Here is a 24,984-nt window from a genome sequence, read left to right on the forward strand (position 1 = left end):
CAGTGTAACGGATTCCCCCTCCTGAAAGAAGATTTCATTACACCCCGACGAAACTATCACAGCAAAAACAGCAATCACTTTGTGAGCTAGATTGTAATTAAGATGTAAATATATTGATAAAAGCCTTTTCCTCATCTAAAAAAGAAGAACAACACAACAGGTCAGACCTCTGACAACTCAACCTGAGATTTACAGGAGTTTTACTATGACCGTGCTCAGTATCATCTTATTTTTAGTCTTGATTGGTGGGCTTTGTTACCGCAAAGTCAGCCTGACTGTCAGCAGCCTGCTGCTTATTGCCTATACATTCATTATGGGTGTTACCGGCCTATGGAGCTACTGGCTACTGCTGCCACTCGCTATTATCCTGTTCCCTCTTGTTTTCACCCCGACCCGAATCTCTTTATTCTCCGCTCCCGGCCTGAAAGCATTCCGTAAAGTTATGCCAAGCATGTCCAGAACAGAGAAAGAAGCCATTGATGCAGGTACAACATGGTGGGAAGGTGATTTATTCCGTGGCAATCCTGACTGGAAAAAATTGCACAATTACCCTAAACCGCAACTCACTGCTGAAGAACAGGCATTCATTGATGGCCCTGTGGAAGAAGCCTGCCGGATGGCAAATGATTTCCAAATCAGCCACGAATTAGCTGACTTGCCTCCGGAGCTGTGGGCTTACCTGAAAGAGCATCGCTTCTTTGCGATGATCATCAAGAAAGAATATGGTGGTCTGGAATTCTCAGCTTACGCCCAATCACAAGTGCTACAAAAACTGTCTGGTGTCTCCGGTATTCTGGCGATCACTGTCGGTGTACCTAACTCGTTAGGCCCGGGTGAATTATTGCAGCACTATGGTACCGATGAGCAGAAAAAACATTACCTGCCTGGTCTTGCCCGTGGTGAAGAAATTCCCTGTTTTGCTCTGACCAGCCCGGAAGCCGGTTCTGATGCTGGTGCAATTCCGGATACTGGTGTCGTCTGTATGGGCGAATGGCAGGGTGAACAAGTTCTTGGTATGCGCCTGAACTGGAATAAACGCTACATTACCCTTGCACCTATCGCGACTGTACTGGGGCTAGCATTCAAATTGTATGACCCGGACCATTTACTGGGTGAGACTGAATCTCTGGGTATTACCTGTGCTCTTATCCCAACCAATACCCCGGGTGTTGAAATCGGTCATCGCCACTTCCCACTGAATATTCCATTCCAGAACGGGCCAACCCGTGGTCAGGATATTTTCGTTCCTATCGATTACATTATTGGTGGGCCGAAAATGGCTGGGCAAGGCTGGCGTATGCTGGTTGAGTGCTTGTCAGTTGGCCGTGGTATCACTCTGCCGTCCAACGCAACTGGCGGGCTGAAAAGTATCGCTATGGCTATCGGTGCTTACTCCTACATTCGCCGTCAGTTCAAACTGCCTATCGGCAAAATGGAAGGTATTGAAGAACCACTGGCCCGCATTGCCGGTAACTCTTATCTGATGGATGCAGCAGCAACGATGATCACAAGCGGCATTATGATGGGTGAAAAACCTGCCGTTCTGTCGGCTATCGTGAAATATCACTGTACTCATAGAGGTCAGCGTGCAGTCATTGATGCAATGGATATCGCTGGTGGTAAAGGTATCTGCCTTGGCCCATCTAACTTTTTGGCCCGTTCTTATCAGGGCGCACCTATCGCCATCACTGTAGAAGGTGCGAATATCCTGACCCGTAGCATGATTATCTTTGGTCAGGGCGCCATTCGTTGCCACCCTTATGTACTGACTGAAATAGCTGCGGCTGAAAAAAATGATGTCAAAGCATTTGATAAAGCGCTGTTTGGTCACCTCGGGCATGTTGCCAGCAATACCCTGCGCAGCCTCTGGTTAGGTATTACTAATGGTAGAACAAGCAGCACACCTGTTAATGATGCAACCCGCCGTTACTATCAGTTAATCAATCGCCTGAGTGCTAACCTTGCCCTGATGTCTGATGTTTCCATGGGAGTATTGGGTGGCAGTCTGAAACGCCGTGAACGCATCTCAGCCCGTCTGGGCGATATTCTGAGCCAAATCTTTCTGGCAAGTGCGACTTTAAAACGCTATGAAGACGAAGGACGCCAGAAAGAAGACTTACCACTGGTACAATGGGCGGTAGAAGATGCTCTGTATCAGGCGGAACTGGCTCTGCATGATTTACTGCTTAACTTCCCTAACCGTCTGGTGGCTGGTTTAATGCGAGGAATTGTCTTCCCCCTGGGTCGTTCACGCACTGCTCCAGCGGATAAACTGGATCACAAACTGGCTCAGATATTACAGACTCCTTCTGCAACCCGTGATCGGATTGGTCGTGGTCAATATCTGACACCAAGCGAGCATAATCCTCATGGATTACTGGAAGAAGCCCTGCATGACGTTATTGCCGCAGAGCCTATTCATGCCCGCCTGAGCCGTGAAGCAGGCAAAAATCTGGGCTTTACACGTCTGGATCAGTTAGCTGAAAAAGCATTATCTGATAATAAGATCACCAAAGAAGAAGCTGATATTCTGAAACGAGCGGAAGCCAGCAGACTACGTTCAATCAATGTTGATGAATTTGAAGCAGACGCACTCTCTGTACCTAATGCAACAAAAAAAGCGAATAAGCAAATCAAAGCGGCTTAATGCTGATACAAGTGATAAGTAAATAGTAAACAAAGCGGGGCACATCACGGCCCCGTTTTTTTACACTTCTTCCAGTGATAGCAATTCCTGTATCGTCTGTCGACGACGAATTAAACGAGGCTGTCCCTCAGCAAACAATACTTCCGGGATCAAAGGGCGGCTATTATAGTTTGAAGACATTGATGCACCATAAGCACCAGTATCATGAAAAATCAGATAATCACCGACTGAAATGTCGGGCAACATACGCGGGATGACCTCCCCTCCTTCCAGCTGGGTAAAAACATCTCCCGATTCACATAATGGCCCTGCCACTAATGTTTCCCTCAAGCCAGAATGACTGTTGCTTTTCCCAATATCACTGTGTGTTACGTGGCGATCATCGTGCAAAACAGAAATATGGTGATAGCTGCCGTACATTGCCGGGCGCATCAAATCATTAAAACCGGCGTCTGCCAGCACATAATGACGGCTTCCCATTGACTTTACCGCTCTCACTTCTGCCATCAAAATTCCTGCTTCAGCAACCAGAAAGCGACCGGGCTCAATCTCTAGCTTAATATGATGCCCCAAGTGCTGTTCAATACGCTGACGGGCTTCATGCCATAAATTGTAATAATGACAAGTATCCACGGCTTCCTCACCGTTTTTATAGGGAATGGATAACCCTCCGCCTGCTGAAATTGCCTGAATATCGACTCCACACGATACAACCTGTTCCACCATCGCATTACAAACATTCGCAAGATGCTGGTAGTCAACACCGGAACCAATATGCATATGCAGACCAACCAAATGCAGGTTGTATTGATGAATTTTCTCAAGAGCTAAAGGCAAATCCTGAAACCAGATCCCATGTTTGCTATTTTCACCCCCAGTATTGGTCTTCTGACTATGACCATGCCCGAATCCTGGGTTAATCCTCAGCCAAACCGGATGTGCTGGCTGACGCTGACCAATCTGTTCCAGCATATCAATAGAACCGGCATTGACAGGAATATCTAGCTCAATGACACGCTCCAGCGTCTCTTCATCAATAAGATCAGCGGTGAATACAATCTCAGATTTATCACGCCCGGGCTGAAAACCGGCATGAAGAGCACGTTCAATTTCGCCCAGTGATACCGAATCCACTTTAATACCCTGCTCTCTCATCAAGCGTAGAATGTGGGTATTAGAACAGGCTTTCTGTGCAAACCGGATAACATCAAACTGCTTTAGCTTCCCAATTTGTCTGCTAATAATACCACTGTCATAAACCCATAATGGCGTTCCGTAAACCGCGGGCAAAGCAAGAAGGTTTTCTGGCGTAAAATTATTGCCTGCATTAGCAGTACCTGAATTAACAGTCATAGTGGGTATTGTCATTGAAGCATTCTCACAAAATCAGCAGATACTTCATTATTGACAGCAAAATAGCAGGAAGAAAAATATCTATTTTGCTAAAGGCTATTCATTTTTGATATTGTTTTGCTTTATTTTTAAACACGTCGTTATATGGTATACACTAAAAGGCTATTTTTCTTCGTGAAACAGTCTCGAAGTGAAGTCTAAAGGAGAACACTATGCACGCCTGCTCATGGCGACATATAGAGATTTTTCATGCCGTAATGACCACAAAGAACCTGACTGACGCTGCGGTTTTACTGAAAACTTCACAACCAACAGTAAGCCGTGAACTGGCGCGTCTAGAACAATTGTTGAAATTTAAATTGTTTGACCGGATCAAAGGACGTTTATTCCCGACCGCGCAAGGGCTGAGGTTATTTGAAGAAGTCCAGCGATCCTATTACGGGCTGGAAAGGATTCTCAATGCAGCGGACAGTATTCGCCAATTTGAGTATGCGCAACTATCTATCGCCTGTTTGCCGGTATTCTCACAATCTTTATTACCCAAAGTCTGCCGCAGTTTCATTCAATCCTATCCTGATGCACAACTGACAATCATTCCACAAGAATCTCCATTACTGGAAGAGTGGCTTTCGGCACAACGCCACGATATCGGTTTAACCGAACATATGCAGACACCTGCCGGAACTGAACGTGAAACTTTACTGACATTGAATGAAGTCTGCGTTCTGCCGGATAGCCACCCGCTTGCACAAAAAACACAACTGATACCAGAAGATTTTCATGATCAGCCCTTTATCAGCCTCTCTATTACTGACAGCTACAGAAAGCTTATCGATGCGATATTTAACGAACATCAGGTTTCACGCAGGATGATCATGGAGACCCACAGTGCATCATCAGTATGTGCCATGGTTAGTGAAGGTATCGGAGTATCGATTGTCAATCCTCTGACCGCACTCGACTATCTGAATAAAAAAGAACTGTATAAAAACATAGGGTTATGTATCCGACCGTTCAGTATAGATATTCCTTTTATCGTTAGCTTAATTAAGCCGCTCCATCGTCCATCTTCTGAGCCGGTTGAAATATTCATTAGCCATTTAAAACAACAGGCTAAACTATTCCCTCAGAAATTAGCATCAGCTTTTCAGCGTTAATTGCTGCCAGTGAGAGGATGAATCAAACCACTCCACCAGAAAATCCAATAAGGCCCGTAAGGTAGCGGGCATATTTTGACGGCTGACATAAATACCATAGATCCCCATCGCCTGAGGTTGATAATCTGGTAATAATTCAATTAATTGCCCAGATTTTAAATAGGGCGAGACGGAATAATAGGGCTGCATAGAAATACCCGCTCCTTGTAAAGCCGCTTCCATCAGAACCGTTGATTCATTAGCACTTAACATGCCGCTGACGGGAACCGAATACTGTTCATCCTGTTTTTCAAATAACCATAAATTTTTGTCAAAAAGGTTATAAGTCAGGCAATTATGCATCGCCAAATCATCGGGGTTCTGGGGAAGTCTTTTACCGGCTAAATAAGAAGGTGCGGCACAAATAACAGAATGGCAAGTCGATAGCGGACGGGCGATTAAATTCAGTCCCAGATTATTCGTAATGCGAATAGCTAAATCAATACGCTCTTCAACCAACTTAGTCGCTTTATTACTGATTTCCAGACTAACCCCAATTTGCGGATACTTGCGCATAAATTCAGGGATAGCCACAGACAGTGCACTAATTCCCAGTGCCTGACAACAGCTTACTCTCAACTGACCTTTCAGAGTCTTAGCTTCTGCCGATTGTTGAACCGGCATTGCTTCCGCCAGTTCTATCAGCTTAAGGCTTCGCTGATAAGCCTGTTCTCCCGCTGATGTCAGGCTGATTTGGCGGGTTGTACGATGTAAAAGACGAACTTCTGACCACCGTTCCATTTCGGACAAATAACGTGACACCATTGCCCGTGACATATCAAGCCGTTCTGCCGCTGCACTCAAACTACCCTGTTCAACAATTGTGACAAAAACCTGTGCTGCTGTGATCCTGTCCATCTATGTTTTTGTATCCCCACGCTGATTCGATTGATTTATGCAACAAACAGTTGCCAATTATGGGATTTTTCAATCGGAGTATGCAATCTATTATATGCGCCATTCAAGCAGATAAGCATTTAGGAATTCAATGATGGCTAACAAGACTACAGTACATAAAACAATATTAAATACCGCTCTGGCCACAGCTCTTTCATTAGGAATGGGGACATTCGCTCAGGCCTCTGAACTTAAAATGGATATTTACAATCCGGGTGAAGAAAGTATTTTTCCGGTCTCTTCTGAAGTTATCAGTGGTGAACATGAAGTTGTGCTGATTGATGCTCAGTTCAGAAAAAGCGATGCTCAGGAACTGGTCAACATGATCAAAAAGACGGGGAAAAAACTAACAACGATCTATATCAGCCAATCTGATCCAGATTATTACTTTGGTCTTGATGTGATCACTGAAGCCTTCCCTGAAGCCAAAGTGATCGCTTCACCAGAAACGATTAAAGCTATCAATGAGACCAAAGACGGTAAACTGGCGTACTGGGGTGGCGTTCTGCAAGATCAGGCTCCGAAAAAAATTATTGTCCCTGAGCCATTGAAGGGAGATACTTTTACTGTAGACGGTGAGAAATTGATTGTTGAAGGTTTGAATGGCCCGGCAGCAGATCGTACTTTCGTATGGGTTCCTAAATTAAAAGCAGTTGTTGGTGGTGTTACTGTATCTGAAAATATTCATGTATGGATTGCAGACACTCAAACTAAATCATCCCGTCATAACTGGATGCAAACATTAGACCAAATTAAAAACCTGAAACCTGAAACTGTGGTACCAGGTCATTATGTAGGTCATACAGCTATGACACTGGACTCAGTGAATTTTACTCAAAATTATCTGGCTACATTGGAGAAAGAATTACCAAAAGCAAAAGATTCCGCAGAATTAATTTCAATTATGAAAAAACATTATCCAAACCTTGCGGAAGAATCCAGCCTTGAATTAAGTGCAAAAGTTCTTAAAGGCGAAATGACGTGGCCTCAATAAATTAAAATTATCATGGGTGTTACGAATAGTAGCACCCGTATTTTATTCAAATAGTCATTCCCCAAAAAAAACATTATAATAAAAAATGAAATTATCATTTCAAAAACCCCTTTAATACTTTACATTTAAATAAGAATAAAATTTATAACCAAAATATAAAAACACAAATTCACCAATTAAACACAAACAATGCCTAAATTAAGTGATACTGGTCATTTTTTTATTTTTATAACTAATTAATAAACTGAATTTGTGACCAATGAGCCATACTGCAATAAATCATCTTGAATAAAAAACTCACTTTATTTAGATTTGGTTTCAACGGAGAGATAAGTAAGCCAACCTAAGATAATTAGATGCTTCTAACGTCTAGGTTATGTAAGGTAGGCAGCTTAAGGCCAACTAGATGCTTCCAACGTCTAGCGCAAGCAGGATGAACAGCCTAAACCAGCTAGATGCTTCCAACGTCTAGCGTATACAGGAGCTACCCAGCCTACTAGATGCTTTTAACATCTATTGTATGCAGAAAGTAGCCCGATACATTAGATGCTTTTAACATCTACCATGTAATTAATGTGTACTATAGGCTCTAATCCTGCTCTCTCCTATACTTTCAATTCTCACATTTATTTTCCCCAATTAACACTAACCAAGTTCAATAGATTGCCCAGTAGAAAGATTCTTCGCATTTGGTAACCATAATCTTCCCCATCTACCACTACAGTGACAAGCATAAATATGCTGTATATTTTCTTTTTTAATATATCGCCTGATACGTAATAGCTTCAAGGGAGAAGCATAACGTAAATGTAAACCACCAATAATGGCATAGACCTTATCGATACCCGTTATAGATTTACAAAATTCAACCATATCGATAACACCACGATGCCCACAGCCAATAAAAATAATTAATCCGTGTTGGGATTTATAAATTAAAGCGCCTTCATCTTTGACAAAATCAGGAGAATAATTCTCACCTACGATCACACCATAACTTTTACTTTCTTCTTTTTTAATCTCACCTGAATAAATAAAGCTATCATTAATGTGAGTTTCATCTTTTGAAAAAAAAGTGTCGAAATTAGCATAATTAACCTGTCTGGATAATTTTTTAAATTTCATAGCCTTATTTTTCGTTATTAACCAACCATAATATCTTTCATTTTTCACCTCCGGATGACAAATAACTTTAGCGTTCGTAGAAAAAAAAGGCAGACCTCCACAGTGGTCAAAATGACCATGAGAAACAATAACTGTAGAAACCTTCGATAAATCTATATTTAATTTCTTTGCGTTATCGATAAAACTGCCATCTGGACCAGTATCAAAAAGAATTGTATTTTCCTGATCCTGAATTAATAAGCTTAACCCCTGCTTATTGATTAAGCTTCCTTTGTAGGGTGCAAAAACCTGATTTTCCAATAATGCTGTTATTTTTAGTGTCATAGCGCACTCTTTTAGGCTGTGATATTTTTATCGTTTTCTGGCTATATCCAATATGCTGAATTATCTAAACTTGAGCAAGCTCAATAATATTAATCCCAGATAGATAAAAAAACATCAAAAGTATGGCAGAAAAACAAAGATAAGGCCCAAAAGCAATAAACTCTGGATAATTTTTCCTTTTCAGCCAAATAATCGCAAACCCTAACAGTCCGGAGATTGAAGACAGAAGCATCAGCACAGGGATCATCTCCATACCAATCCATGCCCCTATTGCAGCAGCCAGCTTTAAATCACCATAGCCAACCCCCTCTTGCTTAAAAATACACCGACATAACCAATATAATACCCACAAAAATAAATACCCTGATATGGCGCCATATATCGCACTCTTGATCGGAATTAAATTATCACTGCTATTAAAAACTAATCCGAACCATAATAAAGGTTGAGTGAAAATATCTGGTAACTGATAAGTCTTTATATCAATAATGGCTAAGCAAACTAAAGTAATACAAAAAAATGAAATTATTATATCATTCAGATTAACTGGATTATTGAACCACTGACCTTTTCCATCCATGAAAATGCTCAATACAGCTTCCATAAATAACATCCCTGTAATGATATCCCTTATTTATTTCCTGACGTTAATCAGAACACGGTGAATATTAAATTTTCCCACAGGTCATTAGCAATGAAAAATCCATTAAAATTGCCATTATGGAATAAATATGCGAGCCGGCTCGCAAGGTCTTTTTGCCTGATAGACAACTTGATTAGGCTACCAGCGCTCCTTTATCATGGCAGCATATGCCATACCGAGGTTATCCGGAGAAAAAGGAAAGAAAAATATGCGAATTCCCCGCATCTATCACCCTGCTCCTCTTACTGTAGGAGCTGAAATTAGCCTTAGTGATGATGCCGCCAATCATGTTGGCCGTGTACTTAGAATGAGTAACGGGCAAAGGTTGCAGCTCTTTGATGGTAGCAATCAGATTTTTAATGCAGAAATTACAGAAGCCAGCAAAAAAACGGTCAAAGTCTATATCCACGCCGGAGAATTGGCTGATCACGAATCACCATTAGATCTGCATCTGGGGCAGGTTATGTCCCGCGGTGAGAAAATGGAATTTACCATCCAAAAATCGGTTGAGCTGGGTGTTAACACTATCACGCCACTCCTTTCTGAACGCTGTGGTGTAAAACTGGATGCGGAAAGGCTGGAAAAAAAACTGCAACAGTGGAAAAAAATAGCAATTTCTGCCTGCGAACAATGTGGGCGTAATCAGATCCCTGAGATCCGACCTGTTATGTCACTTGAAGCATGGTGTGCAGAAAACGATAACAGCCTAAAATTAAATCTGCACCCTCGTGCCAGCCAAAGTATCAATACCCTACCGTTGCCAGTGGAAAAGGTACGCCTACTGATTGGCCCGGAAGGGGGATTATCCGCCGAAGAAATAGAAATGACGGCAAATCACCAATTTACTGATATCCTGTTAGGCCCTCGTGTCCTGCGGACAGAAACTACGGCACTCACTGCAATTACAGCACTACAAGTTCGTTTTGGTGATCTGGGTTAAGGAGAAAGAATGATCAAGCTCGGTATAGTGATGGATCCAATTTCATCCATCAATATTAAGAAAGATACTAGTTTTGCCATGCTGCTGGAAGCACAGAAACGTGGATGGGAAGTCCATTACATGGAGATGAATGATCTCTATCTGCATCAGGGGGAAGGCCGTGCGCGCACCCGTTTGCTGACCGTGGAAGAAAATCCTCAGCAGTGGTATCAGTTTGGTAATGAACAGGATATTGCCCTTGATACACTGAATGTTATCCTGATGCGCAAAGACCCGCCTTTTGATACTGAATTCATCTACGCGACTTATATTCTGGAACGGGCTGAAATTAAAGGAAGCCTTATCGTCAACAAACCACAAAGCCTGCGTGACTGTAATGAAAAACTGTTTACTGCATGGTTCCCTGAACTGACGCCGGATACGCTGGTAACACGCAACGCCAGAACACTGCGTGAATTCCATCAAAAACATGGTGATGTTATTTTTAAACCATTAGATGGCATGGGTGGCGCTTCTATTTTCCGTCTGAAACAGGATGACCCAAATATTGGTGTGATTATTGAAACGCTGACAGACCATGGCAGCCGTTTCTGCATGGCACAAAACTTCCTGCCCGCTATTAAGGATGGAGATAAGCGAGTGTTGGTTGTGGACGGTGAACCTGTTCCTTACTGTCTCGCCCGTATTCCGGCACAAGGTGAGACACGAGGAAACCTCGCAGCAGGCGGACGCGGTGAAGCCCGGCCTCTGTCAGAAAGTGACTGGGCAATAGCGCGCGCTGTCGCACCTGTACTGAAAGAAAAAGGATTAATTTTTGTCGGGCTTGATATCATTGGTGATCGTCTGACAGAAATCAACGTTACTAGCCCAACGTGTGCTCGTGAAATAGAAGCGGCCTTCCCTGAGATCTCTGTTACGGGTATGCTGATGAATTCAATTGAAAAACGATTGGGTAAACAAACGGTATAATAGGCCAAACAACTTCCATTTCCTGGTAGCGTTTGCCATTTATTATATAGGCTCACATGCTGTGTGGGCCACTTTATTCATTTATCGTAAAAATCATCATCAAAAAAACATGAACTTACAGCACCATTTCCTTATTGCTATGCCTTCGCTCATTGATCCTTATTTCAACCGTTCTGTAGTTTATATCTGCGAACATGATCAAAACGGTGCGATGGGGTTAATTATCAATAAGCCAATAACTCAGGTTTCTATTCAGGGGATCTTGAAGAAATTAGAAATCTCTCCCGCAGACAGAGACGATAACATCAATCTGAACAGCTCGGTTATGGCGGGTGGACCGTTATCTGAAGAACATGGTTTTATTTTACATACGCCATTGCCCGGTTTCAGCTCCAGTATACAAATCTCTGATGAGACGATGGTAACGACCTCCAAAGATATGCTCGAAGCATTAGGCACTCCACGTCAGCCGAAAAATATTTTAATGACACTGGGGTATGCCGGCTGGGAAAAAGGTCAGCTGGAAAAAGAAGTTATGGAAAATAGCTGGCTTACTGTCAGTGCTGATCCTTCAATTATTTTCAATACCCCCGTTGCCGATCGCTGGCGTGAAGCTGCATCCTTATTGGGAATTAATATCCACAATCTCGCATTACAAGCAGGGCATGCCTGATGAAAAACCGCACAGTGATCGCATTCGATTTCGGTACCCGCAGTATTGGTGCTGCTATAGGACAAGAAATAACCGGCACAGCCAGAGCACTAGATTCTTTCAAAGCCAAAGAGGGTTCTCCTAATTGGGATATGATTGAGAAGCTCCTCAAAGAATGGCAGCCAGATTTAGTCATTGTTGGTCTGCCACTCAATATGGATGGCACCGAACAGCCAGTCACTGCACAAGCCAAAAAATTTGCTAATCGTATACATGGGCGCTTTGGTGTTCAGGTTGAACTGCATGATGAACGATTAACAACGGTAGAAGCGCGCTCTCATCTGTTTGCTCATGGCGGATATCGCGCTCTTGATAAAGGCAAAGTTGATTCCACTTCTGCTGTCGTCATTTTGGAAAGCTGGTTTGAGCAACATTGTTGATAATAAAAAGCTATTTATAATTAATGGCTTATTATCGTAAGCCAATAATACAGTGAAGTTATAATCATAGGAATTTGTTCCACTATTTTGCCAGCTATTCCGCCAGCAATCCCGATAACCTGCGTTGTTGGCGGCTCTGCTCGTAGGTTTGCATTCCGCAAGCGGCTCCGGTTTGCATTAACGTTGCTATCTGATGGTTTTTCCCTTCCCTGATCAAATGGCTGACAGCCTGATTGACGACTAAAATTTCATAAATAGCCACTCTTCCCCCATCCTTAGCAGGAAGCAGTTGCTGAGCAATAACTGCCTTTAAACTACCTGCCAGCTGAGCGCATATCCATCCTTTCTCATCTGCGGGAAACACATCCACCAGCCGATCTATTGCCTGAATTGCTCCACGGGTATGTAGTGTTGATAAAACCAAATGACCCGTTTCGGCGGCTGTCAGTGCCAACCGGATCGTTTCTTTATCACGCAATTCACCCAGCAGGATGACATCAGGATCCTGTCTTAGTGCCCCTTTCAGCGCAGTCTGATAATCCGGCACATTTTCCCCGATTTGCCTTTGCTGTATCAGACAATTCCGGCTTAGGTGAACAAACTCTATCGGGTCTTCCAGTGTAATGATATGTTTTCTGACATGATTATTCAGAGTGTTAATCATCGCTGATAATGTTGTTGATTTACCGCTTCCGGTTGCACCTGTTACTAATATCAACCCATTTTCTGCCAGTCCCTTTTCCTCGGGTAAAACAAGGTGCTGAATAATATCTGGCGCATATAGCTGCTCCAAGGTCGGGCATTTATCAGAAATTAACCGTAATACCAATGAAAGGTGCTCCTGCTGATAGAATAAATTCCCTCTGAGTCGTCTTTTATTCGGCATTTCTACGACAAAATCAACATGCCCTGTGCTCCTCAATTGCCGTTGTTGCTCTTCAGATAATATTCTGTTGCTCCATGTATTGATGAAGTCATTATCAATCTCTGCCAAATGTGTCTGCGGATATAACACATCATTGATGCGCAAAATTGGCACTTTCCCGACACAAAGATGCAGATCGGAGGCATTATGCTTTACACTAAGGGCCACTAACTTTTCCATATTCATTTTTTAATCTCCTGAGTTTCTTATGCACAATATCGAACAAAATCTTCACGATGTCAGGAACAACATCGCCCTTGCAGCTCAGAAATGCGGGCGCTCTCCAGAAGAAATTACATTACTTGCAGTCAGTAAAACCAAACCTGCAGCAGCTATCGCAAAAGCGATAGCCACAGGCCAGAGGGAATTTGGCGAGAATTACGTTCAGGAAGGGGTGGAAAAAATTCAACTGTTCGCTAACCACAACGATTTGGTGTGGCACTTTATCGGCCCTTTACAGTCTAATAAAAGTCGTTTGGTGGCTGAACACTTCGACTGGTGCCATACTATCGACCGATTAAAAATCGCCCAGCGTTTAAGTGAACAACGGCCTGAAAGCATGGCTCCGCTCAATGTCCTCATTCAGATTAATATCAGTGGGGAAAACAGTAAGTCAGGTATTCTTCTGGAAGAACTTGAGGAACTGGCCGCAACAGTTGATTTACTACCTAATCTGGTATTACGTGGTCTGATGGCCATTCCTGCACCAGAAGAAGATTATGAACGGCAAACCGCTATTTTTCGTCGGATGGAACAGGCTTTTATTAAATTAAAGGCACAATACCCACGGATAGATACACTTTCTATGGGGATGACTGATGATATGGAAGCCGCTATCGCCTGTGGCTCAACCTTAGTTCGCATAGGAACCGCCATTTTTGGTGCCCGCGAGTATGGTTCTACAGCAAGTTAATTAACAGCTCAACTTTAACTCATTAATATTCGAGACGATTTCTTCATGGAAAATAGAAAAATCACGTTTATCGGCGCGGGGAATATGGCGCATGCCATCATCGCTGGGCTGATCAAAAAAGGCTATCCGGCCAAACTAATCACTGTCTGTTCGCCCAATACAATTCGCCGTGATGTTCTGGCAGAAAAATATGGCATCAACAGTCAGAGTGACAATATTCACTATGCTCAGGAAGCTGATGTTATTGTTTTGGCTGTTAAGCCCCAAATGATGGAAGAAGTTTGTAGCTCCTTGCGTTCGCAAGTCAATTTCGAGCAAAAACTTGTGCTTTCTATTGCAGCCGGTATTCCTCTTTCCCGTTTTTACTCATTTTTGCAGGAAAATCTCAATATTATCCGCATTATGCCAAATACGCCCTCACTTATCGGGCAAGGGATCAGCGGCATGTTCGCACCTGAACAGGTCAAGCAATCTGATCGCCAGTTTGCTGAAGTATTAATGAATAGTGTCGGCAAAGTCTGCTGGGTAAACGATGAAAATGGCATCAATGATATTATTGCCATTGCCGGGAGTGCTCCGGCTTATTTTTTCCTGTTTATGGAATCGATGCAACAGGAAGCAGAACGTCTGGGCTTCGACAGCCAAACGGCCAGAGAACTGGTTCTGCAAACGGCTATGGGTTCAGCTAAACTTGCTGAATCACAGGTAGAACTTCCTTTTTCTATCCTGCGTGAACAGGTAACATCTAAAGGTGGTACAACTGCCGAAGCATTACGCGTTTTTTATGAAAACCATCTGCCGGAAGTTGTATCCCAAGCTATGCAGGGAGCAATACGCCGGGCACAGGAAATGGAAAAATTATTTTAAACAACCAATATAATTTGATCAGGGCTGCTACATGCAATTCTTAAACTTTCTCTTTTTTACAGTTCTGGATTTATATACCGCAGTTTTACTGCTTCGAGTCTGGATGCAATGGGTGCGTTGTGATTTTTACAATCCGTTCTCACAATTTATCGTTAAAATCACCCAACCCGTGGTACGCCCATTACGTAGGGTTCTTCCCGCTATTGGCCCTATTGATACAGCATCGGTTGTTTTTGCTTACATTCTCGTCATGCTCAAACTGATGTTGCCTTACTGGTTAGCAACAGGGCAATTTCTTGTCCAGCTATTCCCTCTTGGAGTAATTGAACTGCTGACTGCCGCAGGAAAACTGGTATTCTGGCTTGTGATTGCCCGCGCATTATTGAGCTGGATCAGTCAGGGACGTAACCCTGTGGATTACGTTCTGCTCCAATTAACAGAACCACTGATGGCACCTATCCGTCGCATTATTCCTTCAATGGGAGGATTAGATTTCTCAGCCATGATTGTGATTCTGATCCTGTATGCGCTAAATGCTCTCCGTGCCGATGTTTTAGCGTGGTTAATTCCGAGCTTAATTGGTTAATAAATAATAAGTTAATTGGATAGAAACAATGCAGAAAGTTGTTCTTGCCACAGGAAATGCTGGCAAAGTCCGGGAGCTGGCTGATTTACTGGCTGACTTTGGTTTAGATATCGTCGCTCAGACTGAATTGGGTGTAGATTCCGCAGATGAAACCGGTTTGACCTTTATTGAGAATGCCATCATTAAAGCCCGTCATGCTGCGGCAATAACCGGTTTACCTGCGATTGCTGACGATTCAGGGCTATCAGTCAATGCTCTCGGTGGTGCTCCCGGTATTTATTCGGCTCGTTATGCGGGAGTCGATGCCTCCGATCAGGATAATCTGGAAAAACTACTGGAAACCATGAGCGATGTTCCTGATGACCAACGTCAGGCACAATTCAATTGTGTTCTGGTTTATTTACGTCATGCAGAAGATCCGACTCCTCTGGTCTTCCACGGTCGCTGGTCTGGCTTCATTACCCGCGAACCAGCCGGTAATGGCGGTTTTGGTTATGATCCGGTTTTCTACGTACCGGAATTTGGCTGTACAGCAGCAGAATTAAGCCGTGAACAAAAAAGTGCTGTTTCACATCGTGGACAAGCCTTAAAAATGCTGTTGGAAGCTATGCGTAATGCTTAAATTACCACCATTAAGTCTTTATATTCATATTCCCTGGTGTGTGCAGAAGTGCCCTTATTGTGATTTCAATTCACATGCATTAAAGGGAGATGTACCGCATCAGGAATATGTTGAACACCTGCTGACAGATTTACGTCATGATTTGCCAATGGTTGAGGGACGGGAAGTCTCCACTATCTTTATCGGTGGAGGTACGCCCAGTTTGCTCAGTGCGGAAGGAATGCAACGGTTGCTTGATGGTGTCAGGGAGCTACTGCCCCTCTCCCCGCAGGCAGAAATTACCATGGAAGCTAATCCGGGAACAGTTGAAGCTGACCGTTTCAGTGCCTATCAACAGGCTGGTATTAACCGGATTTCAATCGGTGTACAAAGTTTTGGCTCAGATAAGCTTATCCGCTTAGGGCGTATTCATGGCCCAGAAGAAGCGAAACGAGCCGCACGGCTGGCGGATGGTCTTGGTCTGCGCAGTTTCAATCTTGATTTGATGCATGGCCTGCCTAATCAGACACTGGATGAAGCTTTGAACGATTTACGTCAGGCTATTGAACTCTCACCACCTCATTTGTCGTGGTATCAGCTGACGATTGAACCCAATACCAATTTTGGCTCACGCCCGCCAGTTCTGCCGGATGATGATGCGCTGTGGGATATTTTCTCTCAAGGACATAAGTTATTGACAGAAGCCGGCTATCAACAGTATGAAACCTCAGCATATGCCAAACAGGATTATCAATGTCAGCATAATCTGAACTACTGGCGGTTTGGTGATTATCTGGGAATTGGCTGCGGTGCACACGGAAAAATATCGTTTGAAGACGGGCGTATTCTGCGCACAGTGAAAACCAAACATCCACGCGGTTATATGCAAGGGCGTTATTTGGATAAACAACATCAAGTGGCTCACGATGATCGCCCATTTGAATTTTTCATGAACCGTTTTCGTTTGCTAGAAGCAATGCCACGAAAGGATTTCAGTGATTTTACTGGATTACCGGAAAGCACTATCCGACAGCAAATCGACGCAGCGCTGGCAAAAGGTTATATCACTGAAAGTGATACACACTGGCAAATCACAAAACACGGAAAATTATTCCTGAATTCGTTATTAGAAATGTTTTTGTAGCGCTATTTTTGTAAAAGTAAGCTTCTGCAAAAATAAGGCTGCTCCTTGAGCTTCAAGGGCAGCCTTATTTTATAAACACATTTAATCAGTGTGATTACAAAGCATCAGCGATTGCATTAACCTGACGCGTCAGGCTCTCTATCCCGCCACCAGACAGATACCATAAATCTGGTTGCAAATAGACTATCTTGCCATTTTTATAAGCATTGGTTGACTTCACCTGAACGGTTTCAAACTGAGCTTTTGTTAACTCCCCTGCTCCAATCGCTTTACTGCGATCAATAATAAAGATGACATCAGGATTTGCCTGAGCAATCATTTCCGCAGTGACAAGACGGCTCTTATCGTTATCTGATTTCGGTGGTAATTCAGCGCGCTGCGCTTTCACTACATTGTAAACAACGGTTTGATTATTCGGGTATAACTCGCCAGCATTATGTAATAAAACCAGTACCTTGTTATTTGAAGATTTTGCTTTTTCCTGCGCAGTCGTTATCGTTTTTTCTAAATCAGCCTGCTGTGCTTTTACTGCATCTTGTTTATCGAACAATTCACCTAATAACTTCAGATTATTTTCAACAGATGGCAGGTAGTTTTTATTATCCGTGCTTAAATCCACAGTAGGTGCAATTTGGGATAAACGATCATAAAAATCATCCTGACGCCCGGTGATCACAATCAAATCCGGTTTTATTTCAGCCAGTTTTTCTAAATCCGGAGATTTCATCCCGCCGGCATCATTCATCTTTTCAGATACGTGACTACTCACATATTCAGGCAAACTTTCTTTCGGCAGTGCAATAACACGCTCAGATAGCCCTAATTTGGCCATTGAATCGTAAGTACCGAAGTCAAATAAAACCACTCTCTCAGGATTTTTCTTAACCTTAGTTTCTCCGGAATGATGTTTTACCGTGAGATAATCCCCGGACTGAGTGATGACTGAATTTGGCGTAAATGTTGTAGATTGCTGGCTGAATGCGGAATGACTAGTAACAGAAAATAATGAGGCTAAAATAATCGGCAGGATCTTTTTCATTAGGGCACCTGAAGTAATCATGTGTATAAAAAGTGATTTGCATTCTAGATGCCCAATATAGGATGTCAATCAAATAAGAATCAATTTCATCATGATTCTTATTTGATATGAAATACTGTGATTTAGTTAATGGAATTCAAAAAGCTGGTGCGCAACTGTTCCAGTTTATTGGCTTTATCGCACACTTCTCCTTTAAAGCGTTTTAGCTCTTTTTCCTGCTTTTTCCATTCTGCCTCCAAACCATTCTGCATACCTCCCAACCCGCCGAGAAGAGACATTAACACCTGTTTGCCGTCACCATTTTGATTGCTTGTTTTACGGCTCATTTCGTTAATACTGTCCTGCAATATTCCACCCAAACTCTGCTGGATGAGATCCTTTCCTTCCGTTTCTATCTGTTTGATTGCCTGGTAATGGAAAAAAATACCATCAGGACGGGTTTCCAATACTTTATCAATTTGCTTATTCAGGCTAGATTCCAATTTAGTCAAACGAACGCGAATATTGCTATCCTTTCCCATCGTTTCAGTGACCACTTTATCCAATGCCTGACGGGCGTCAGTGAGATGATTTAAAGCCTCTTTTTTCACCCATGGTAAATCCTGCCGGGTAAGTTGCTGAAACTGTTTTGCTTTACTGCGTTGATCGGCATTTAGCGATAGTGCTTTACCATTACGAAAGACAGAGCCATCTGGCATAATTTTCAGGCTCCTGTTTTCACCAATCATCTGCACTGAGTCGGCCGTGACAATAATGTCATCTTTGAGTGTCGTCCGGCACTCTGAAGCAGCCTGTGCCTGAACAGCAAATACCAGTGATGCCGCAACCACAATTTTTCGTAACATACCTTCTCCTGTTCTCCTCAGCGTTGCACTCCTCTATCTTCTATTCAGAGCTACTGCAATTAGCTGCTAATGTTTCAAGTTAAAAAATGGAACGTCCGATGCGGGCAGCTAATTTTTCCAATGCTGCACAACCAGCCAGAGAGTTACCCGCACGATCCAGTTCTGGAGACCATACTGTTACAGTAAACTCTCCCGGAACAACACAGACAATTCCCCCGCCAACGCCTGATTTCCCGGGCATTCCAATCCTGAAAGCAAATTCGCCTGAACCATCATACATGCCACACGTCAACATTAACGCATTGATCTGCCGGGTTTGTCGGAGACTTAAAATTTGCTGACCGGAATCGATCATCCGCCCCTTATTCGCCAAGTAAATAAAGCATTGAGATAATTCAACACAATTCATTTTCAGAGCACAATACTGGAAATAAGTTTGCAGTACTGTGAGCACATCATTTTCAAAATTGCCAAATGACTTCATCAAATAAGCAATGGCTGCATTACGGCTAGAATGTTCCATTTCTGAACGGGCAACAACCTCATCATAACCAATATCTTTTTGCCCTGTGAGACTACGTACAAACTCCAGCATCCTATGCTTAGGTGCACTCAGGCGGGATTGCAACATATCACAGATAACCAATGCTCCGGCATTAATAAAGGGATTACGGGGAATACCTTTTTCCAGTTCCAATTGCACCAATGAGTTAAATGGTTGCCCCGAAGGTTCTGTGCCTACTCGCTGCCAGATATCCTCTTCTTTATAGCGTGTCATTGCCAGTGTCAGGCTCAATACCTTAGAAACAGACTGAATGGAGAAACGTTTTTCTGCATCTCCCGCTTTAAAGACCTGACCATCTACCGTACAGATCGCCATTGCCAGATTATTTATCGGAACTTCCGCCAGAGCAGGAATGTAATCTGCTACTTTTCCTTGGCCAATCAAAGGGCGTACTTCATCTAAGATATCTGCCAATAACGCATTAGAGAACCTTACTTTCACCACTTTTTCTCCAGACAAAAAAGGGCTCTCAATGAGCCCCTACACAATTCTTAATTCAACTGCGAATCAATCCCACCACATATCAAATAATTCAGATGTGGCAACTTCTTCCATACCGCGATCTTTCAGCCATTTATCAATCAGCTGGCGGTGTTCTTCAGTGCATTTACCGATTTTCTGTAAACAGACAAGACCTTCCCACTGCAAATAACCGCTGGCATCCAGTGCCAGACCATTTGGCTCGATTAATTCCTCAATCAGAGCATCAACCGTACTGTCTACGACTTCGACGGATGTATCAGCCGGAAAGTTCCACTTGACGGAAAAACCTAATTCCTGAAATTCATCAATACGCAATTTTTTACGCAGACGGCGACTACGGTTTTTAGCCATTATTTTACCCTCTCAAACATTAGATCCCATACGCCATGCCCCAAACGATGACCGCGCATCTCAAATTTTGTGACAGGACGTGAATCAGGACGTGGTACGTAATCATTGCTTTCTGAAATGTTGCGATACCCTTCAGCTTCGCTCATCACTTCCAACATATGCTCAGCATATGGCTGCCAGTCAGTTGCCATATGGAATACACCACCGATTTTCAGTTTATTTCTGATCATCTGAGCAAAAGCAGGCTGTACAATCCGACGCTTATTATGCCGCGCTTTATGCCACGGATCAGGGAAGAATAACTGAACCATTTCCAGTCCCTGTTCAGGGATCATATTTTCCAGTACTTCAATCGCATCGTGGCACATCACACGCAAATTGCTGATATTTTCATCTTCAGCGGAAGCCAGACATGCACCCACTCCCGGAGCATGGACTTCAATTCCGAAAAAATTCTTCTCCGGATTCTGGTTTGCCATCGTGACCAGAGATGTCCCCATGCCAAAACCAATTTCCAGCACAACAGGTGCATCACGGCCAAACAATTCTGCCATATCTTGCAGTGCAGGCTGATAATCAACACCCATATTTGGCCACACATTATCAAGTGCATGTTGCTGACGAGCCGTTAACCGCCCCTGCCGACGCACAAAACTGCGGACACGGCGCAAAGCCCTGCCATTTTCATCATATTCCGGTGAAATTACGTTATTTATCATGGTACTGTCTATTGATACTTTCTATCAGTTTTAAAGGCTTTTGCTCTGGCTTCCGGGACGTTATGTGCCGCAGGATTGCCTAAAGAGAGCGCAATTATGCAAAGATGGCTGAGTTTATCAAGTTCAGTGCTCATAAGCACAACTTTAATGTTAAATTGTGTGGTGCTTCGAAACAAAGTTCGGGTTTACACTGAGGTTACACTATGTTGCAATCCTGTTCACGAAACGATTATCAGATATAAAGACAATTATTCTAATGATGGAAGCCGAGCAATTTTCACAGGCGGTACTTGAGTGGTATCACCGTTATGGTCGTAAAACCCTGCCGTGGCAGCTGGAAAAAACATCCTATCACGTCTGGCTTTCAGAAGTGATGCTGCAACAGACGCAGGTTGCGACAGTCATACCTTATTTCCAGAAGTTTATTTCACGCTTTCCCGATGTCACCTCACTGGCGGCGGCTCCATTGGATGAAGTTCTTCATCTGTGGACTGGTCTGGGCTATTACGCACGTGCCCGTAATCTACATAAAGCCGCTCAGCAGATAGTTGAATTACATCGAGGAAAATTCCCGACTACCTTTGATGAAGTAGTCGCCTTACCCGGTGTAGGCCGCTCTACCGCAGGCGCTATTCTTTCTCTCTCTCAGGGCAAGCATTTCCCAATCCTTGATGGTAATGTGAAACGCGTTCTGGCCCGCTGCTATGCTATTGATGGCTGGCCGGGTAAAAAAGACGTAGAGAATCGACTATGGGATATCAGTACCCGCGTTACTCCTGCGCTGGGTGTTGAATATTTTAATCAGGCAATGATGGATTTGGGTGCAATGGTATGTACCCGCAGCAAACCAAAATGTGAGATTTGCCCGCTTAATACAGGCTGTATTGCGTATGCTAATCACAGTTGGGCCAATTATCCGGGTAAAAAACCGAAACAGACCATCCCTGAAAAAACCGCGTATTTTTTATTGATGCAGCATGGTGATGCTGTCTGGCTGGAACAACGCCCGCTTTCGGGTATCTGGGGCGGATTATTTGCATTCCCGCAATTTACTGATGAAAACGCACTCAAACAGTGGCTGGAAGATTCAGGGATCTCGCACAGTCAACCTGAGCAACTAATCTCATTTCGCCACACTTTCAGTCATTTTCATCTGGATATCGTACCCATTAAAATCAACATATTATCTTTTGATTCCTGCATGGATGAAAGTAAGGGACTTTGGTATAACTTACGCCAGCCAGCAACAATTGGACTGGCAGCTCCCGTTGAGTACCTTTTGCAGCAGTTGGGATAAACTTAACCCATATTTTGTGCGCCATTATTTTTTGCTCCATAACGACATTTGAGGATTTATCATGAGCAGGACTATTTTTTGTACTTTTTTACAGCGAGAAGCTGACGGACAGGATTTTCAGTTCTATCCGGGAGAACTGGGTAAGCGTATTTTCAATGAAATTTCTAAAGAAGCCTGGCAGCAATGGATGAATAAACAGACTATGCTGATTAACGAAAAGAAACTGAATACGATGAATCCGGAAGATCGCAAATTGCTCGAACAGGAAATGGTGAAATTCTTGTTTGAAGGAAAAGATATTAAAATCGACGGTTATACTCCACCAGAAAAATAACTTTTAATATCTGCTATTTATTGGGTGAATCAGGATATTTAGAAATCACCCAATAAATGGGAATTTATCCTAATATCCAACGGCATCATAAAATGAAAAAACTGCTGGCACTGCTCCTGCTCACTCCACTTCTGATTTCCTGCTCAAGCAAACAAGATACTGAATACAAAGAAGAATACATAAAAGACACTAACGGATTTGATATCTTAATGGGACAATTTGCTCATGACATTGAAAAGATCTGGGGATTACGCGAAGTTTTGATTGCAGGCTCGAAAGATTACGTAAAATACACAGATCAATATAAAACCCGTAGCCACATTAATTTTGATGCCGGAACCATTACTATTGAAACCATATCACCCATTGAACCAACTCAACACTTACACAAGGCCATTGTAACAACTTTATTGATGGGTGATGATCCAGGTTCTGTCGATCTTTACTCTGACGCGAATGATATCCAAATCAGCAAAGAACCTTTTCTGTACGGGCAGGTTCTAGATAATACTGGCGAGCCAATTCGCTGGGAATGGCGCGCAAACCATTTTGCCGATTATCTGCTCCAGAATAAATTACAGCGTCGCCAGTCAGGACTCCATGTGATTTGGTCGGTCACGATGCAATTAGTGCCTAATCATCTAGATAAACGCGCCCATAAATATCTGCCTATTGTTCGCAAGGTTGCGATTAAATATGGTATTGATGAATCTCTGATCCTTGCCATTATACAGACAGAATCCAGTTTTAATCCTTACGCAGTCAGCCGTTCCGATGCTCTGGGTCTAATGCAGGTCATGCAGCATACTGCCGGGCGGGATGTATTCAAAATGCAAGGTAAATCCGGCCAACCAAGCCGCAATTATCTTTTTGACCCTGAAAATAACATTGATGCAGGTGCGGCTTATCTAGCGATCTTACAGAATATTTATTTAGGTGAAATCCAGAACATAACCTCGCGCCGCTACGCTGTTATTACAGCCTATAACGGTGGTGCTGGCAGTGTATTAAAGGTCTTTTCCAGCGATAAGAAAAAAGCAGCTCAAATTATCAATACAATGGCACCGGGTGATGTTTATGAAGTCCTGACTAATAAACACCCATCCGCTGAGTCACGCCGTTATTTGATAAAAGTAAATAACGCTCAAAAAAGCTATCGCCGATAAATCATCGTCACAAATAAGAGACGGAGAGGTGTTTATCTCTCCATTTTTGTTTACATTTACAACCAATTGTGCAATTTAAAAGCGCTTGAATAAATTTATAGAGAAAGTCGTTGACGGATTGGAGTGAATACTGTTTAATGCGTCCCCGTTAGCCCGGATAGCTCAGTCGGTAGAGCAGGGGATTGAAAATCCCCGTGTCGGTGGTTCGATTCCGCCTCCGGGCACCACGATTTTAAAGCTAATTTGTTGAATACTATCAGGTAATTAACAAATAAGTTAAAATTTAGGGCTGTTAAGAACATGTTAAACAATTGATCGCTTAGTTTGTACGTTCAATGTTTAAAAAAGCCGTAAATTAAAGAATACAGAGTGCCTGCATTTGCAAGCACTCTTTTTTCGTTCAAGGTAATGATTTCAGTAATTGATTCTGATGTCAAGTAAGGGAAAGACTTTACGGGACAGGGGATCGCAAATAGCCATTTTTTCGGACCATCCCTGTTGATGCAGGGCAGTGACTCACACCTTCGCCTCCTCGATCCTGTCTGAGACTTGCCCTGTCTTTTTTACTGCCGGTTATCCTTACACCGCAATATCCAGATAGATTGCCAGTTCATTCTCCAGCGTTTTACCCGCGATTTCCATATCGATATCAATATATTCCAGGGTGGTTGCCAGACTACGATGGCCCAGCAAACACCTGACCAGCTGCAAATTACGATCCGGTGCTTTCATCAGCTCAGTGGCCAGCGTATGACGAAAACGGTGAGGAGAGACAGCAAAACCACACTCTTTCGACAACCGGTTAAAGAACGAACGGATATGCTGCCTTTCTTTATCGTGATCATACCGGTAACGGTTCATCCGCCCGTGGGTCATGCTCCCAATGATTAGATCTTGTGATAAACTCCCTACTTTTTATTCTGGGTGAGATATGGCTAAAGTGGATGTGATTTGTCGTTACTGTCATAA

The 24,984-nt window shown here is 43.1% G+C and carries 26 protein-coding genes, 1 tRNA gene and 1 pseudogene; 16 read left to right on the forward strand and 12 right to left on the reverse strand.

The features are described from left to right. Positions 1-205 precede the first annotated feature (205 nt). Positions 206-2,647, forward strand: coding sequence for an acyl-CoA dehydrogenase FadE (fadE, locus tag AACS92_RS08460; RefSeq protein ID WP_099110782.1), 2,442 nt, complete (start codon positions 206-208; stop codon positions 2,645-2,647). A 60-nt stretch (positions 2,648-2,707) separates the two neighbouring features. On the opposite strand, the gene lysA is transcribed toward fadE, so the two are convergent. Further along, entirely contained in the window at positions 2,708-4,000 is a 1,293-nt protein-coding gene (gene lysA / locus AACS92_RS08465; RefSeq protein WP_099110805.1) for a diaminopimelate decarboxylase, read from the reverse strand. 212 nt (positions 4,001-4,212) lie between these two features. On the opposite strand from lysA, the gene AACS92_RS08470 reads away from it, so the two are divergent. Further along, positions 4,213-5,157, forward strand: a complete 945-nt coding sequence (locus AACS92_RS08470; RefSeq protein WP_099110783.1) for a LysR family transcriptional regulator — start codon at positions 4,213-4,215, stop codon at positions 5,155-5,157. On the opposite strand, the gene AACS92_RS08475 is transcribed toward AACS92_RS08470, so the two are convergent. Continuing rightward, positions 5,140-6,054, reverse strand: coding sequence for a LysR family transcriptional regulator (locus AACS92_RS08475; RefSeq protein WP_099110784.1), 915 nt, complete (start codon positions 6,052-6,054; stop codon positions 5,140-5,142). The genes AACS92_RS08470 and AACS92_RS08475 overlap by 18 nt on opposite strands. Positions 6,055-6,187: 133 nt before the next feature. On the opposite strand from AACS92_RS08475, the gene AACS92_RS08480 reads away from it, so the two are divergent. After that, positions 6,188-7,087, forward strand: a complete 900-nt coding sequence (locus tag AACS92_RS08480) for an MBL fold metallo-hydrolase (protein WP_099110785.1) — start codon at positions 6,188-6,190, stop codon at positions 7,085-7,087. Positions 7,088-7,732: 645 nt separating this feature from the next. Here AACS92_RS08480 and AACS92_RS08485 read toward each other — a convergent pair. After that, positions 7,733-8,536, reverse strand: coding sequence for an MBL fold metallo-hydrolase (locus tag AACS92_RS08485; RefSeq protein ID WP_099110786.1), 804 nt, complete (start codon positions 8,534-8,536; stop codon positions 7,733-7,735). A gap of 64 nt (positions 8,537-8,600) precedes the next feature. Beyond that, positions 8,601-9,140, reverse strand: coding sequence for a prepilin peptidase (locus AACS92_RS08490; protein WP_241537973.1), 540 nt, complete (start codon positions 9,138-9,140; stop codon positions 8,601-8,603). Positions 9,141-9,387: 247 nt separating this feature from the next. On the opposite strand from AACS92_RS08490, the gene rsmE reads away from it, so the two are divergent. The 4 genes from rsmE (at position 9,388) to ruvX (ending at position 12,180) form a co-directional block, all read left to right on the forward strand. Continuing rightward, on the forward strand, positions 9,388-10,119 hold the full coding sequence (gene rsmE, locus AACS92_RS08495) for a 16S rRNA (uracil(1498)-N(3))-methyltransferase (RefSeq protein WP_099110787.1): 732 nt from the start codon (positions 9,388-9,390) through the stop codon (positions 10,117-10,119). 9 nt (positions 10,120-10,128) lie between these two features. Beyond that, positions 10,129-11,088: a glutathione synthase gene (gene gshB / locus AACS92_RS08500; RefSeq protein ID WP_099110788.1), complete on the forward strand. Its 960-nt coding sequence runs from the start codon at positions 10,129-10,131 to the stop codon at positions 11,086-11,088. Between the two features lie 109 nt (positions 11,089-11,197). After that, complete coding sequence (locus AACS92_RS08505) at positions 11,198-11,761, forward strand: YqgE/AlgH family protein (protein ID WP_099110807.1); 564 nt, start codon at positions 11,198-11,200, stop codon at positions 11,759-11,761. Then, entirely contained in the window at positions 11,761-12,180 is a 420-nt protein-coding gene (ruvX, locus tag AACS92_RS08510; protein ID WP_099110789.1) for a Holliday junction resolvase RuvX, read from the forward strand. The genes AACS92_RS08505 and ruvX overlap by 1 nt, the downstream gene beginning before the upstream one ends. A gap of 94 nt (positions 12,181-12,274) precedes the next feature. On the opposite strand, the gene AACS92_RS08515 is transcribed toward ruvX, so the two are convergent. Then, the gene (locus AACS92_RS08515) at positions 12,275-13,291 is read right to left on the reverse strand and encodes a type IV pilus twitching motility protein PilT (protein WP_099110790.1); all 1,017 of its coding nucleotides are present in this window, start codon (positions 13,289-13,291) and stop codon (positions 12,275-12,277) included. 22 nt (positions 13,292-13,313) lie between these two features. On the opposite strand from AACS92_RS08515, the gene AACS92_RS08520 reads away from it, so the two are divergent. The 5 genes from AACS92_RS08520 to hemW are packed head-to-tail and all read left to right on the forward strand — an operon-like array spanning position 13,314 to position 17,216. Then, complete coding sequence (locus AACS92_RS08520) at positions 13,314-14,018, forward strand: YggS family pyridoxal phosphate-dependent enzyme (protein WP_099110791.1); 705 nt, start codon at positions 13,314-13,316, stop codon at positions 14,016-14,018. A gap of 45 nt (positions 14,019-14,063) precedes the next feature. Next, a complete protein-coding gene (proC, locus tag AACS92_RS08525) occupies positions 14,064-14,885 on the forward strand; it encodes a pyrroline-5-carboxylate reductase (RefSeq protein WP_099110792.1) in 822 nt (273 codons plus the stop codon). A 31-nt stretch (positions 14,886-14,916) separates the two neighbouring features. Continuing rightward, entirely contained in the window at positions 14,917-15,471 is a 555-nt protein-coding gene (locus AACS92_RS08530; protein WP_099110793.1) for a YggT family protein, read from the forward strand. A 28-nt stretch (positions 15,472-15,499) separates the two neighbouring features. Next, a complete protein-coding gene (locus AACS92_RS08535; protein ID WP_099110794.1) occupies positions 15,500-16,093 on the forward strand; it encodes an XTP/dITP diphosphatase in 594 nt (197 codons plus the stop codon). Next, complete coding sequence (gene hemW, locus AACS92_RS08540) at positions 16,086-17,216, forward strand: radical SAM family heme chaperone HemW (protein ID WP_099110795.1); 1,131 nt, start codon at positions 16,086-16,088, stop codon at positions 17,214-17,216. Before AACS92_RS08535 ends, hemW begins: the two co-directional genes overlap by 8 nt. Before the next feature lie 94 nt (positions 17,217-17,310). Here the strand turns inward: hemW and AACS92_RS08545 are convergent, their stop codons facing one another. From AACS92_RS08545 to AACS92_RS08570, 6 genes are all read right to left on the reverse strand, one after another. Then, positions 17,311-18,255, reverse strand: coding sequence for a siderophore ABC transporter substrate-binding protein (locus tag AACS92_RS08545; protein WP_099110796.1), 945 nt, complete (start codon positions 18,253-18,255; stop codon positions 17,311-17,313). A 122-nt stretch (positions 18,256-18,377) separates the two neighbouring features. Beyond that, positions 18,378-19,100, reverse strand: a complete 723-nt coding sequence (locus AACS92_RS08550) for a DUF2884 family protein (RefSeq protein WP_099110797.1) — start codon at positions 19,098-19,100, stop codon at positions 18,378-18,380. Between the two features lie 79 nt (positions 19,101-19,179). After that, positions 19,180-20,106 carry a glutaminase B gene (gene glsB, locus AACS92_RS08555; protein ID WP_099110808.1) on the reverse strand — a complete coding sequence of 309 codons (927 nt, stop codon included), beginning with the start codon at positions 20,104-20,106 and terminating at the stop codon, positions 19,180-19,182. A 66-nt stretch (positions 20,107-20,172) separates the two neighbouring features. Beyond that, complete coding sequence (locus tag AACS92_RS08560; protein WP_099110798.1) at positions 20,173-20,499, reverse strand: YggL family protein; 327 nt, start codon at positions 20,497-20,499, stop codon at positions 20,173-20,175. Continuing rightward, a complete protein-coding gene (gene trmB, locus AACS92_RS08565; protein WP_099110799.1) occupies positions 20,499-21,218 on the reverse strand; it encodes a tRNA (guanosine(46)-N7)-methyltransferase TrmB in 720 nt (239 codons plus the stop codon). The genes AACS92_RS08560 and trmB overlap by 1 nt, the downstream gene beginning before the upstream one ends. 8 nt (positions 21,219-21,226) lie before the next feature. Next, on the reverse strand, positions 21,227-21,352 hold the full coding sequence (locus AACS92_RS08570; RefSeq protein WP_255398519.1) for a hypothetical protein: 126 nt from the start codon (positions 21,350-21,352) through the stop codon (positions 21,227-21,229). Between the two features lie 125 nt (positions 21,353-21,477). Between AACS92_RS08570 and mutY the strand changes: the two genes are divergently transcribed. The 4 genes from mutY (at position 21,478) to AACS92_RS08590 (ending at position 24,242) form a co-directional block, all read left to right on the forward strand. Then, entirely contained in the window at positions 21,478-22,515 is a 1,038-nt protein-coding gene (mutY, locus tag AACS92_RS08575; RefSeq protein ID WP_193756953.1) for an A/G-specific adenine glycosylase, read from the forward strand. A 61-nt stretch (positions 22,516-22,576) separates the two neighbouring features. Then, positions 22,577-22,849: an oxidative damage protection protein gene (locus AACS92_RS08580; RefSeq protein WP_099110801.1), complete on the forward strand. Its 273-nt coding sequence runs from the start codon at positions 22,577-22,579 to the stop codon at positions 22,847-22,849. 92 nt (positions 22,850-22,941) lie between these two features. Then, positions 22,942-24,015 (forward strand): membrane-bound lytic murein transglycosylase MltC, encoded by a 1,074-nt coding sequence (gene mltC / locus AACS92_RS08585; protein ID WP_099110809.1) that lies wholly within the window; start codon positions 22,942-22,944, stop codon positions 24,013-24,015. Between the two features lie 151 nt (positions 24,016-24,166). Continuing rightward, positions 24,167-24,242, forward strand: a tRNA-Phe gene (locus tag AACS92_RS08590). A gap of 352 nt (positions 24,243-24,594) precedes the next feature. On the opposite strand, the pseudogene AACS92_RS08595 reads toward AACS92_RS08590, so the two are convergent. Further along, positions 24,595-24,861 (reverse strand): annotated as a pseudogene (locus AACS92_RS08595) (site-specific integrase); the annotation flags it as partial. Between the last annotated feature and the right edge of the window lie 123 nt (positions 24,862-24,984).

Source organism: Xenorhabdus sp. KJ12.1, assembly GCF_963876495.1.
GTDB classification, from domain to species: Bacteria; Pseudomonadota; Gammaproteobacteria; order Enterobacterales; family Enterobacteriaceae; genus Xenorhabdus; species Xenorhabdus stockiae.

Bases quoted from the DNA above. Each gene is read 5' to 3' on its own strand.
- fadE (WP_099110782.1), top strand. From the start codon at position 206: ATGACCGTGCTCAGTATCATCTTATTTTTAGTCTTGATTGGTGGGCTT.
- lysA (WP_099110805.1), bottom strand. From the start codon at position 4,000: ATGACTGTTAATTCAGGTACTGCTAATGCAGGCAATAATTTTACGCCA.
- AACS92_RS08470 (WP_099110783.1), top strand. From the start codon at position 4,213: ATGCACGCCTGCTCATGGCGACATATAGAGATTTTTCATGCCGTAATG.
- AACS92_RS08475 (WP_099110784.1), bottom strand. From the start codon at position 6,054: ATGGACAGGATCACAGCAGCACAGGTTTTTGTCACAATTGTTGAACAG.
- AACS92_RS08480 (WP_099110785.1), top strand. From the start codon at position 6,188: ATGGCTAACAAGACTACAGTACATAAAACAATATTAAATACCGCTCTG.
- AACS92_RS08485 (WP_099110786.1), bottom strand. From the start codon at position 8,536: ATGACACTAAAAATAACAGCATTATTGGAAAATCAGGTTTTTGCACCC.
- AACS92_RS08490 (WP_241537973.1), bottom strand. From the start codon at position 9,140: ATGGAAGCTGTATTGAGCATTTTCATGGATGGAAAAGGTCAGTGGTTC.
- rsmE (WP_099110787.1), top strand. From the start codon at position 9,388: ATGCGAATTCCCCGCATCTATCACCCTGCTCCTCTTACTGTAGGAGCT.
- gshB (WP_099110788.1), top strand. From the start codon at position 10,129: ATGATCAAGCTCGGTATAGTGATGGATCCAATTTCATCCATCAATATT.
- AACS92_RS08505 (WP_099110807.1), top strand. From the start codon at position 11,198: ATGAACTTACAGCACCATTTCCTTATTGCTATGCCTTCGCTCATTGAT.
- ruvX (WP_099110789.1), top strand. From the start codon at position 11,761: ATGAAAAACCGCACAGTGATCGCATTCGATTTCGGTACCCGCAGTATT.
- AACS92_RS08515 (WP_099110790.1), bottom strand. From the start codon at position 13,291: ATGAATATGGAAAAGTTAGTGGCCCTTAGTGTAAAGCATAATGCCTCC.
- AACS92_RS08520 (WP_099110791.1), top strand. From the start codon at position 13,314: ATGCACAATATCGAACAAAATCTTCACGATGTCAGGAACAACATCGCC.
- proC (WP_099110792.1), top strand. From the start codon at position 14,064: ATGGAAAATAGAAAAATCACGTTTATCGGCGCGGGGAATATGGCGCAT.
- AACS92_RS08530 (WP_099110793.1), top strand. From the start codon at position 14,917: ATGCAATTCTTAAACTTTCTCTTTTTTACAGTTCTGGATTTATATACC.
- AACS92_RS08535 (WP_099110794.1), top strand. From the start codon at position 15,500: ATGCAGAAAGTTGTTCTTGCCACAGGAAATGCTGGCAAAGTCCGGGAG.
- hemW (WP_099110795.1), top strand. From the start codon at position 16,086: ATGCTTAAATTACCACCATTAAGTCTTTATATTCATATTCCCTGGTGT.
- AACS92_RS08545 (WP_099110796.1), bottom strand. From the start codon at position 18,255: ATGAAAAAGATCCTGCCGATTATTTTAGCCTCATTATTTTCTGTTACT.
- AACS92_RS08550 (WP_099110797.1), bottom strand. From the start codon at position 19,100: ATGTTACGAAAAATTGTGGTTGCGGCATCACTGGTATTTGCTGTTCAG.
- AACS92_RS08560 (WP_099110798.1), bottom strand. From the start codon at position 20,499: ATGGCTAAAAACCGTAGTCGCCGTCTGCGTAAAAAATTGCGTATTGAT.
- trmB (WP_099110799.1), bottom strand. From the start codon at position 21,218: ATGATAAATAACGTAATTTCACCGGAATATGATGAAAATGGCAGGGCT.
- AACS92_RS08570 (WP_255398519.1), bottom strand. From the start codon at position 21,352: ATGAGCACTGAACTTGATAAACTCAGCCATCTTTGCATAATTGCGCTC.
- mutY (WP_193756953.1), top strand. From the start codon at position 21,478: ATGGAAGCCGAGCAATTTTCACAGGCGGTACTTGAGTGGTATCACCGT.
- AACS92_RS08580 (WP_099110801.1), top strand. From the start codon at position 22,577: ATGAGCAGGACTATTTTTTGTACTTTTTTACAGCGAGAAGCTGACGGA.
- mltC (WP_099110809.1), top strand. From the start codon at position 22,942: ATGAAAAAACTGCTGGCACTGCTCCTGCTCACTCCACTTCTGATTTCC.